General features: G+C 38.1%; 8 protein-coding genes and 1 pseudogene. 8 read left to right on the top strand and 1 reads right to left on the bottom strand.

What is annotated here, in order from left to right; genetic code table 11:
- The first annotated feature begins 175 nt into the window (after positions 1 to 175).
- The 8 genes from CEF20_RS03330 (at position 176) to CEF20_RS03370 (ending at position 10,163) form a co-directional block, all read left to right on the top strand.
- On the top strand, positions 176 to 934 hold the full coding sequence (locus CEF20_RS03330) for a ThuA domain-containing protein (protein WP_100330456.1): 759 nt from the start codon (positions 176 to 178) through the stop codon (positions 932 to 934).
- The gene (locus CEF20_RS03335) at positions 931 to 1,980 is read left to right on the top strand and encodes a Gfo/Idh/MocA family protein (protein WP_100330457.1); all 1,050 of its coding nucleotides are present in this window, start codon (positions 931 to 933) and stop codon (positions 1,978 to 1,980) included. Before CEF20_RS03330 ends, CEF20_RS03335 begins: the two co-directional genes overlap by 4 nt.
- Complete coding sequence (locus tag CEF20_RS03340) at positions 1,977 to 2,945, top strand: sugar phosphate isomerase/epimerase family protein (RefSeq protein WP_100330458.1); 969 nt, start codon at positions 1,977 to 1,979, stop codon at positions 2,943 to 2,945. The genes CEF20_RS03335 and CEF20_RS03340 overlap by 4 nt, the downstream gene beginning before the upstream one ends.
- A gap of 417 nt (positions 2,946 to 3,362) precedes the next feature.
- A complete protein-coding gene (locus CEF20_RS03345; protein ID WP_157796183.1) occupies positions 3,363 to 4,274 on the top strand; it encodes a PucR family transcriptional regulator in 912 nt (303 codons plus the stop codon).
- 123 nt (positions 4,275 to 4,397) lie between these two features.
- Positions 4,398 to 5,495, top strand: coding sequence for an ABC transporter ATP-binding protein (locus tag CEF20_RS03350; protein ID WP_100330460.1), 1,098 nt, complete (start codon positions 4,398 to 4,400; stop codon positions 5,493 to 5,495).
- A 473-nt stretch (positions 5,496 to 5,968) separates the two neighbouring features.
- Positions 5,969 to 6,148, top strand: a complete 180-nt coding sequence (locus tag CEF20_RS17475; RefSeq protein WP_408607798.1) for an alpha-glucosidase C-terminal domain-containing protein — start codon at positions 5,969 to 5,971, stop codon at positions 6,146 to 6,148.
- Positions 6,149 to 6,349: 201 nt separating this feature from the next.
- Positions 6,350 to 7,711, top strand: coding sequence for an MATE family efflux transporter (locus CEF20_RS03360; RefSeq protein WP_100330462.1), 1,362 nt, complete (start codon positions 6,350 to 6,352; stop codon positions 7,709 to 7,711).
- A 724-nt stretch (positions 7,712 to 8,435) separates the two neighbouring features.
- Positions 8,436 to 10,163 carry an ATP-dependent nuclease gene (locus CEF20_RS03370; protein WP_100330464.1) on the top strand — a complete coding sequence of 576 codons (1,728 nt, stop codon included), beginning with the start codon at positions 8,436 to 8,438 and terminating at the stop codon, positions 10,161 to 10,163.
- Between the two features lie 476 nt (positions 10,164 to 10,639).
- Here CEF20_RS03370 and CEF20_RS03380 read toward each other — a convergent pair.
- A pseudogene (locus CEF20_RS03380) lies at positions 10,640 to 11,770 on the bottom strand (IS3 family transposase).
- Between the last annotated feature and the right edge of the window lie 285 nt (positions 11,771 to 12,055).

Raw genomic sequence — 12,055 nt, forward strand, 5'->3', positions numbered from 1 at the left:
GTATAATCAAAGTTACCATTATACAGTCATTCAATCAGCTTATAAAAGAAAGAAAATTCTTACAGATAACTAATTAAATTCAATGCTAATCGAAGGATTCAGGAAAAATGTAGTTTCCTATTCGACACATAAAATAACAGAGTACTCATATTGTTAATGAAGATGGAGGAAAAAGATGATAAAGGTAACCGTATGGAATGAAAATCGTCATGAACAAACAAATCCGGTTGTAAGTGAAATTTATCCGAATGGGATCCACGGTGCAATTGCTGAATTTTTAACAGAAGCAGGATTCCAAGCTGGAACCGCTATATTAGATGAGCCAGCGCACGGCTTAACAGATGATGTATTAAATAACACAGATGTACTCATTTGGTGGGGACATCTTGCACATGATGAAGTAAGTGATGAAGTTGTTGCGAAAGTACAGCAACGCGTTCTCGATGGGATGGGGTTAATTGTGCTTCACTCTGGTCACTTTTCCAAGATATTCAAAATATTGATGGGGACAAGCTGTGATTTGAAATGGCGTGAAGCAGATGAGAAAGAACGTCTGTGGGTTGTGGCACCAAGCCATCCGATTGTAGAAGGGATTGGAGAGTATATCGAATTAGAAAAAGAAGAAATGTACGGAGAGCATTTTGATATCCCGGCACCGGAGGAACTTATTTTTACAAGCTGGTTTGAAGGCGGCGAAGTGTTCCGAAGCGGCTGCACATATACACGCGGAAACGGCAAGGTATTTTACTTTAGACCGGGACATGAAACCTATCCAACATACTATAACAAAGATATTCAACGTGTGATTGTGAATGCCGTGAAATGGGCTCAGCCTGTCAAGCGCAATCGTCCAGTTTACGGAAACGCACAGCCATTAGAAAAAATTGCAGTGAAAGCAAATTATTATAAAAATCCAAGGGGGAAGAAACAATGAAAAAGTTAAAAGTAGGCGTAATCGGCTGCGGAAGTATTGCTCAACATCGTCATTTACCGGAATATTCATTCAATCAACATGTGGAGCTTGTGGCAGTTTGTGATAGCAATGAAGAACGTGCAACAAAAGCAGCTGAAAAATACGGGGTAAAAGCATATACAAGTTATGAAAAACTACTGCAAAGCGGGGAAGTAGATGCTGTGAGTGTATGCACATCAAACGATCTGCACGCACCAATCTCAATCGCTGCGTTACAAGCAGGTGTACATGTTCTATGCGAAAAGCCAATGGCAACTTCAAAAGAAGAAGCAGAGGCGATGATTGAAGCGGCGAAACAAAGCGGCAAAAAGTTAATGATTGCTCACAATCAGCGTTTTGTTAAATCCCATCAAAAAGCACGTCAGCTGATTGAAGATGGTGAAATCGGCAAGATTTACAGCTTTCGTACTGCATTTGGCCATGGTGGACCAGAAGACTGGAGTGTAGAAGGAAAAGATGGCTGGTTCTTTCAAAAAGAAAAAGCGTTCATTGGTGCGATGGGCGATCTAGGTGTTCATAAAACGGACTTGCTTCGTTATCTGCTTGGGGAAGAAATTACAGAAGTGGGTGCATTTATCGAAACAAGCGCAAAGGATTTCTCAGATGTAGATGATAATGCAGTATGTATACTGAAAACAGAAAGCGGGATTATCGGCACACTTGCGGCAAGCTGGGCGTATGTGAGTAAAGAAGATAACTCAACCATTATTTATGGTGAAAAAGCAATTCTTCGTTTAGAGGATGACCCAGCGTATTCCTTAGTGGTTCAGTATGCAACGGGCGAAGTTGTGAACTATCAGCTTGGTAAAATTCAGTCCAATGCAGCGGACGGTCAAAATAACTCTCATGTTGTGGAGCAATTTGTGGATTCTATTCTTCATGATAAAGAGCCACCGGTTACTGGTAAAGAAGGCATGAAATCACTGCAAGTTATTTTAGCAGCGCTTGCATCACAGGAAACGAAACAAATTGTCTCATTACAAGGGCAGGGAGTGTCGGTGAAATGAAATTAGGCGTATTTACCGTTTTATTTGCGAATAAATCATTTGAAGAAATGCTTGATCATGTGAAAGCTTCCGGGCTTAGTGCAGTTGAAATCGGCACTGGTTGTTATCCAGGCAATGTACATTGCCCACTTGATGAGCTTTTGGAGGATGAACAAAGACGAAAGGATTATTTAGAAGCTGTAACGACACGTGGTTTGACGATTAGCGCATTTAGCTGTCATGGCAATCCGCTCACACCGGACAAGAATTTTGCGGAAGAATCGGATTCTGTTTTACGCAAAACAATTAAACTGGCGTCTCTTCTCGGTGTACCGGTCGTTAACGCATTTTCCGGCACGCCAGGCGATAGTGATGAAGCGAAGCACCCGAACTGGCCAGTTGTCCCGTGGCCCCTAGAGTACGGTGATATATTGACATGGCAATGGGAAAACAAATTGATCCCATACTGGAAGGAAATTGGGGAGCTTGCCGAGCGGCACAATGTGAAAATTGGTCTGGAGCTTCACGGCGGTTTCCTTGTTCATACACCGTACACACTGCTGAAACTACGCGAGGCAACATGTGATGCAATCGGGGCAAACTTAGATCCAAGTCATATGTGGTGGCAAGGAATTGATCCGGTTGCGGCAATTAAAATTCTCGGAAAGGCCGGCGCAATTCATCATTTTCATGCAAAAGATACGTATATTGATCAAGATAACGTCAATATGTACGGATTGACCGATATGCAGCCCTATGACAATGTACAATCACGCGCATGGACATTCCGCAGCGTCGGCTGCGGCCACAGCATGCAAGAATGGTCTGATATGATGAGTGCGCTTCGTATATATAACTATGACTATGTTGTCAGCATTGAACATGAAGATGCGATTATGTCAGTTGAGGAAGGGTTTGCACGTGCTGTGAAAAATTTAAACAGTGTCTTAATCCGTGAATCAGCGGGTGAGATGTGGTGGGCGTAATCTTTTAGAAAGAATGGTGCATAGGTGATATAAGGAAAAGTCCTTTTTGCCCTATTATACGGTTATGTAGAAATTTGCAGATGGAAAAGGGGCTGTACACGCCTCTTTTTTTTGTATGATGAATTGAAAAAAGGCAATGAGATGAATACGATGGCATGAAAGTACTCCTAAGATATGTCAGTATTTAGCTTTGATGATATCGACGCTGCAGCCTGTGTGAGTCCTTCTCTTTCAAACCTAGAAGTTCACGATAAGACAGTCGTAAAATTGCTTTTCGACCGGATAAAAGGAAGAGAAATCCCGCTAAAGCTTGTTCTGCCTGCACAATCAATCATACGTGATTGTGTTGGTGAAGTGAAAAAATAAAGATCTTTTTATTTCTCAAAAATAAATAAGAAATAGATAAGGATGAGGGATATGCTAAAAAAACTACAGTCTTATTTTCCAACGGCAATTGCCACAAGTGCGCCGCCATCCCTTTTCAGAAATGATCTTATTTGGTTTAAAGATGACAATAGTGAGCCTTTGTGGCTTGGAATTCCAAAGGCAGAGATGATTGAAGAACAGTTTGAATTATTGAGCGCCTTATACGAATGTGTATCACCCAGGCAGAACAAACATCTTTCGAACTCGGCAATGGAGTGGTATTCTTTCTTATTCGAAGAAAAGAATACTCCCAAAACCGTAACAGGGGGAACTCAAATTCGTTTTATTCAATTTCAAGTTACAAATCATGACCAATGCATTAAGGAATTGGAAGAAGCGATTAAAGAATACTTCCATAACTCTCTTGCTTTTATTTGGCTTGATGGAAACAATGGACTTATTGTTGAAGAAAAATCACAGGTTTCCTATGAAGAAGATGAGTTTTATTCTATCTCGATTACACTTGAGAATGAATTTTATATCTTAGCAAAGTTTTATATCGGAAAATATAGGAACCCTGACTTAGACTTTTTCCGGAAATCATATTTTCTGGAAAGAGAATTATTTATAGAAGCTAGAAGAAATCAATCAGGGGAAAGGGTCTTTTCATTTGAAAGAATCTTGCCCGTAATCGTGTCTGCAAGCCTTCCCCAAATTTCCAAGACCATACTCAATATGGATCTTATTCCCCTTTTAAGAGAAGATCCTGAACTAAGGAGGACCATACAAGGTTTTCTTGAACATAATTCGAATGCTACCCTCGCCGCTAAGAAACTCCATGTTCATCGAAATACTTTACAATACCGAATGGATAAATTTACTGAGAAAACAGGCATTAATCTCAAAGACTTTCAAAGCTCACTTACGATTTATCTTGCCTGTTTGATGTCAAAAGGCAGTTAATAGTGAATCAGGCTAATTGCATAATAACGAAATTAATTTTTTATGCAAGATGCCGATGCCTAAAATGAGCTATAAAGATAAGGTAAGGATGTAAACCTTTTCAATATCAAGGAGGCAAAAATAATGGCAGAATTAAAGTTAGAACATATATATAAGATATATGACAATAAAGTAACAGCGGTGGAAGACTTTAATCTTCATATAAAGGATCAGGAATTCATTGTGTTTGTTGGTCCTTCCGGCTGTGGAAAGTCAACGACACTTCGAATGATTGCGGGACTTGAGGAAATCTCTAAAGGTGATTTCTATATAGATAGCCGCCGGGTTAACGATGTGGCCCCTAAGGATAGAGATATTGCTATGGTTTTCCAAAACTATGCTCTTTATCCACATATGACGATTTACGACAATATTGCATTTGGATTAAAGCTCCGTAAATATCCTAAAGAGGAAATTGACCGTCGAGTGAAGGAAGCTGCACAAATCTTAGGACTGGAAGATTATTTAAAAAGAAAACCAAAGGCACTTTCAGGTGGACAGCGGCAACGTGTGGCATTGGGACGTGCGATTGTGAGGGATGCAAAGGTATTCCTGATGGACGAGCCATTATCAAATCTTGATGCCAAGCTTCGTGTTCATATGCGTGCAGAGATTGTTAAACTTCACCGTCGTTTAGGAACAACAACTGTTTATGTAACACATGACCAAACGGAAGCCATGACAATGGCTACACGTATTGTTGTTATGAAGGACGGGGTTATTCAACAAATTGGAACACCGAAAGAAGTGTATGATAATCCGGAAAATATTTTTGTCGGTGGATTTATCGGGTCCCCTTCTATGAACTTTTTCAACGGTAAGCTTGAAGAAGGACACGTGATCATTGGAAAACAAAGGTTTGCGATTCCAGAAGGAAAATTGAGAACACTTCGCGATAAAGACTACGTAGGAAAGGATATCATCTTTGGGGTTAGACCAGAAGATATTCATGATGAACCAGTATTTATTGAAACGTTCCATGGTTCAAAACTTACGATTTCCGTCGATGTAGCTGAGTTAACAGGTGCTGAAACAATGGTATATTCGTCACTTGAAGGACAGGATTTTGTTGCCCGTATTGATTCACGGTCAAATATTACTGCAGGAACGAAGATGGAACTTGCTTTTGACATGAACAAGGTACATTTCTTCGATAAGGAATCAGAATTAAGAATTCGATAAGAAAAGAATACAACGACAAGCCCCCTTGTGCAGGGGGCTTTATTCGCCTTATAGAGGCGGGGGATTTTGATAAACTTTTTATTCAGGAAACTTATAAAATACTTGAAATCTTTTATATAGTTGAGGGATTATACCGCCAATATTTTCGTTGAAAAAGTCGCAAAGGATTTTTTTGAAACCGTTTGTGCAAACAAATTCATAGAATGTTCTTAAAAGGAATTGAGATGTTTGTATGAATAAAAGTTGTAGAAGGAAAGCAGTGGAAACATTTAAAAACGTATGAAATTCGTTTGTATTTAATAGACGAAAGTTAAGGACACTGTAGTCAATGAAACGTACATGGTAGAAAGAAAGTGTTGTTATCCTCCAAGTCGCCAAAGGACAATAATGCTAAAGAACAAGTAGAAAACCTGGATTTTATTTTCCATTATTATAAAAAATTAATTGGACTCCGCAAGAATCATAACACCATTGTGTATAGAAAGTGTGAGCTGTTACTAGAAGATGCTGAAAAGATTTATGCCTTCACAAGAACATGGAGAAATGAAAAACTTCTTGTTATTTGTAACTTTTCAGAGGAATCATCTCTAATTACCTTTCCGAATGGTTTGCAAAGGGAAGCCAAAAACTGCTTATCAACAATTATCCAGTAGACTATGAGGTTGTTGAAAAAATCATACTGAAACCGCATGAGGCGAGAGTTTATTATTACTAAATCTCGCTTTGATAAAAACAAATACCATCTTAAAGGTTCCAGAAGTGTACTAGTAAAACTCCCTTTACTTTTAATAAAATACGATTAAAATAATTTTACAGTTTTAACCAAAGATGATAAAGGAGAGGAGAAGACGCAATTGAATGAACGAATAGATCAATACAAAGAACAGACTCTCTTTCAAATAACGTGGCCGATTTTTATTGAGATTGCTTTACATATGAGTATGGGAATCATTGCAACATTTATGCTTAGTCATTATTCGGATGCCGCAGCTGCAGGTGTAGGTGTTGCTAACCAGTTACTCAATATTTTTATCATTGTATTTAACGTAACGTCTGTTGGCGCTACGATATTAATTGGACAAAAGCTTGGCGCAGGAAAATTGCAAGAAGCGAAACAAATGTCCCATTCCGCGTTTGGATTAAACTTTTGGTTCGGGGTCATTGTAGCCTTTATCATCTTTATCTTTGGGGATTATTTTCTAAGGTTGTTTGATGTACAAGGACAGGTATATGAGTATGGACTAATCTTCATAAGAATATGTGGTCTTTCTCTTTTCTTTGAATCTCTTTCCCTTGCTCTCAGTGCCATTCTGAGAAGCTATGGGTTTACCAAAGAGTCCATGTATGTGACTGTATTTATGAACGTCATTAGCGTTGGGGGAAATATCCTGGCGCTTTCAGGAATATTCGGTCTTCCGATAACAGGCGTAACAGGGGTTTCATGGGCCATCGTTGCAGCGCGTGCTGTTGCGGTGCTGGTTTTGCTTTATTTGTTATTCAGGAAGCTCTCCTTATCGATGAAGATAAAAGATATCATAAAGATTAATAGAGAAGACTTTAGTGGCCTTCTGAAGATAGGGATTCCATCAGCTGGTGAAGGACTTTCCTATCAATTTTCACAATTAATTATTACTGGTATTATCGTATCACTTGGTGATGCATCGCTGGCAGCTCGAGTATATATTGTGAATATCTCAATGCTCTGTTATTTATTTTCAGTAGCCATTTCAAATGGTACTCAAATTTTAGTTGCCCGTTACTTTGGTGGCCAGAAGTATGACCGGGCTTTTGGGCAGGGAATTCGTTCCTTACATATTTCTATGCTGACATCTTTTATCATGTCATTAATGATTGCATTAATTGGCGCACCGATATTACGCATTTTTACGGAGGATCCAGCAATTTTAGCTGTTGGGATTCCGGTGTTATGGGCAATTGTTTTCATCGAACCAGGTAGAGCGATGAATATTGTGTTAATGAATATTTTAAAATCAACGGGCGATGTTCGTTTTCCGTTAATCACGGGCATCATTTTTATGTGGGGAATTGCGGTTGTTTTCAGTTATATTTTAGGAATTCATCTTAGTCTTGGGTTGCTTGGCGTTTGGGTTGCCCAGGGAATCGATGAATGGGTCAGGGGTCTTCTTGCGCTGAAACGTTGGAAAAGCAAATCTTGGGAGAGAAAAATAAAGGTAAGTTATGTTCGGACGAAATAAACTTAGTTAATAGTGACTGTTAAAAAAATGAACCTTTTAAGGGAAGCCACTGAAAAAGTTATCACTTTGAACAATTGATGAGAAGTTTCATCTATTATACAGTAAAAAAAGATATTAATTATGTGCATATTAAAGTGGACCCCATTGTCAAGACACGAATTTTTAAAAATTAAGGTACATACATCTTTTATTCATGTGTCAAGTGAGCGTCGGGGTGCTCATGAAGCACAAATCGGCTACACTACTTAGTTGGGCAGATTTGTTAAGGTCATATAGACTTGATTCAATCTTGTCGGAGGAGAATCGAGAATGACTAAAAGGAAAAGAAGAACTTTTTCAAAAGAATTAAAGAACAAATCGTACAGCTGTATGCAACTGGCAAGCCACGAGCTGAAATATCAGGGAGTATGATCAGATACCTTCTTCCTTTGATAAATGGGTGGTATGTCAACATCAAACTAGACAATTTTTTTAAGGTTCATGTCCTGAGGGTAATGCTCAAAGTTAGCGAAAAGAAACAACAAAGAGCAACCAGAAAATTAAAGAATGGTATGAGTCGGGTGAAACAGAGCATAATTCTATTTTGTTTTCCGCTTAGGAGTTCGCTCAATAAAAATAGTTTTGTATAATTTATAAGAATTAGGTCATAATTCGCATTAACAAACTCCAAGAATTAGGGTATATGTGGTAATATATAGACTAAAATACTCAGGAGGAATGATCGATGAAATTAATAAAATTTAGTGTTACGAATTATAAGGTGTTTAAAGATACCTTTACCATTGATTTTTCAAATGACTCAATTGCTATTTTAACTGGAAGAAATAATACAGGCAAGTCCACTATATTAGAAGCTATCAATTGTTTCTTTCAAAAAGCGCTTAAAACAAATGCTATTTCTAATGATTGCTTTTCGGAAGCGAATAAAGAAATTGTACTAAAAGCTGTATTTGAGTCTGGTGAAGATAAAGTCACCATCAAAAAGAAATATAACGTGGGAACAGCTCCTAAATTTTATGATGAAACTGATGTTGAAATTAAAGCAAGTCATGAACTAAAAGATAAACTAGATGAGATTTTAAACAATCAACCTTTTTACATAACTCCTGCTATGTTACCAGATGATATTAACGATTTAATTCAAAATATATATTCAGAGATACTTAAAAATAATTTAGAAAAACTTGAGGGAAATGAAGGAAACGATGAAGAAAAAAAATTAGCGGAAGAGTATGCTCAACTCAAAAGGTCGTACCCGGAGTTTTTAAGAAAACTTAAATTAAATACAGATAGACTACTCGAACAAGTAAGTGTTGATGTTTCTGATAGCTTACAAACTTTATTTTCCAATGAACATTTATCTCTAAAGGTAGTAGGTGGAGAAAGTAGCGGTTTTTCTTCATCTGACATACTAAAGTCTACAAATTCAAGTGTTCATATTGATAATTTAAAGAAAACTGAAATGCCATTATCAAATCAAGGAACTGGCTTGCAGAGAATGAGTTTAATATATCTCATTCAGAACATGATAGAGCAAAAACTTATAGGTGAAGGTGACAATAAGTTATTATTGATAGATGAGCCTGAAGCTTTCTTGCACCCAGAAGCGGTTCGAGCACTGAGTCGTTCTCTTTATAAAATTGGTGAAAAAATGCCACTCATGATTTCTACCCATTCACCAATACTTATAGATTTATCAGAGAACCATACGTCTATTCAAGTTTTCCGTGTTGGTGAAAAAGAAGCGATTCAATTATATAGATCTGAAAGAGACAAGTTTAATGATGATGATATTAAAAATATGAAAATTTTAAACTATGTAGACTCATATGTAAATGAATTTTTCTTTGCAGATAGAATTATTATTGTTGAAGGGGATACTGAGTATATTGCTTTTAAACATCTGGCAAAGGTAAAGAATGAAAACTTGCACATAATTCGTGCTAGAGGTAAAGATACAATTGGAACCTTGATGAAAGTTCTTAACCAGTTTAATTCTAATTATGATGTTTTACATGATGTAGATAATCATAGAAAGCACTCCTCTTCAACATTAAAAGGTCAACTTACGAAGTGTAAAAAAATATTTAAACTTAAAGAAGGCAGTAATATAAGGGTTTTCGCTTCAATAGCAAACTTTGAAAATGCTATAGGTATTGGAGACGTTCTAAATGATAAAAAAACTCAAACAATATATGAAGTGTTACATGGAACCTCTGGTACAGATGAATTTGTTAAAGCTAGACGAATAGTGGGGAATTTATTTGATCAAATAATAAACCGAGATAGTGAAAAAACTTTAAATGATGGATTCCGCAGAATAAACAGTGAAGAAGATTATGAGGAATTATTTGCTCCTTTGATAGAACAAAAAATTAATGAAGAAATGGAAGAGAGGAAAAAAGAGACGGAGAAGAAAAAACAAGAAGAAGAGAAAGTGGTTTCTCAATAATAAGCTTAGGATAATGTGCTGGCTTCTTCAAAGTATGTTGCTGAGAAGCTCTCAGAGCAAATTATCCTTTATGAGCTGGACAACTGCTCAGTTAGCTTCTTTAGTTAGCTTCCTTATAAGGGGAGCTTTTTATTTTAGTGGAGGATTACAGGAAAAGCCACTCTGACAATTTGACCGCTAAGGAGGTTTACTGACAAAGTAATCAACTGATTAATTTTTCCTTCGACAAACTACGTTCGATTGAGGTGAATTTTGGAATTTCAACACTAAACTGAACAATTATTTTAAGGAACATAAACCTGTTTAAGGTATTAAATTTCTGAAGCTCTAATGGAAAATGGTGCGTGCAGTTTTTCGCTTGTCTTGGAGCCTCTGCGGGCAGGAGGACGAGCCAGGAAGCCAGATATTTAAGGGAATCTGGCTCAGCCGCCAAGGCTATCATGCCCGCCACTCCATATAAAGTGGGCGGGTTATTGCTAAATAGCACACATTCCAGCCTGAAGCTTTCGCTTAGATTCACTGGGTGTTAAATAGCCCAGCGATTCATGGATCCGAATAGGATTAAATCCATTCACATAATCAAATAGTGCCAGATCCAGTTCCTGTTGGCTGGAAAAAGCGGCGCCATTGACGAACTCTGTTTTGATCGTTTTAAACATCGCTTCCGCAACGGCATTGTCATAGGGCGTTCCTTTTGCACTTAGAGAACGCTCGATGTCAAAGGCTTCAAGAGCTTCATCGATCAGCTTATTTTTAAACTCACTCCCACGATCGGTATGGAACAATTCGAGGCGATTTAGATTGTAGGGAATGGATGCAAAGGCACGCTGAACGAGGGATGCAGTTTTCTCGGAACCGGCACTGTAGCCAATGATTTCACGATTATACAAATCTACCAAAACACATATGTAATGCCATTTCTGTCTGACACGGACGTAAGTCAGATCACTGACAACGACCTTTAACTCCTTGTCCTAATTAAACTCTCGATTGAGCACGTTTCCAACCTTCGATTCTTTAAATGAAGTTTTCCGGGGGTTAAACTAGGCCACGGTATACTTAGAGACAAGTCCCTGCTCTTTCATAATGCGCCCAATACGACGGCGTGACGCCTGCCAGCCCTTCTTTTGAAGCTCAATCTTTATTTTTCTTTGGCCGTAGTTATTTCTGCTGGATTTGAATATGTCTTTAATCAGCCTTGTCAGTTCCTCTTCTTCCTGGCCATCTTTGATTTTAGCTTCATAAATACGTACTTCTAGGGATTTGCAGGACGTCGCACATGGCTAATACTGAGTAGTTGTGAGCGTTATTTCGAATCACTTCTACTTTCGTCCTATGTTCAGCGTGGCTTGCTTTAAAATGTCATTTTCCATCGCAAGTCTTTGGTTTTCTTTACGTAGCTTAATCAGTTCTTCCTGTTCAGGCGTTCGGTTATCTTTCTCTTCAAAAGAGCCAGTCATATTGTGTTGACGGACCCGTTTATCAAGGGAAGAAGGTGTTAGATCATACTCCCTGATGATTTCAGCTCGTGGCTTGCCAGTTGCATACAGCTGTACGATTTGTTCTTTAAATTCTTTTGAAAAAGTTCTTCTTTTCCTTTTAGTCATTCTCGATTCTCCTCCGACTAGATTGAATCAAGTCTATATGACCTTAACAAATCTATCCAACTAAGTGTAGCCGATGCACCCTCTCTCTTTGGGGGAAGGTGCAAGCGGTGTCTAAAAGATATGCTCCAAGTGTTATTGAGATTGTTGAGCCAGCTATCCGAGCTTTTAAAGCTTCCGTTGTGGCTTACAAGAGAAGACGGATAAAGAAAACTTTTGGAGCTTACTTCTGGGGAGCACTCTCGGGAGTTTTTACTGTTGAACAAAGATGAGCAAATAAAAACAATT

The organism is Bacillus xiapuensis (genome assembly GCF_002797355.1).
GTDB classification, from domain to species: domain Bacteria; phylum Bacillota; class Bacilli; order Bacillales; family Domibacillaceae; genus Bacillus_CE; species Bacillus_CE xiapuensis.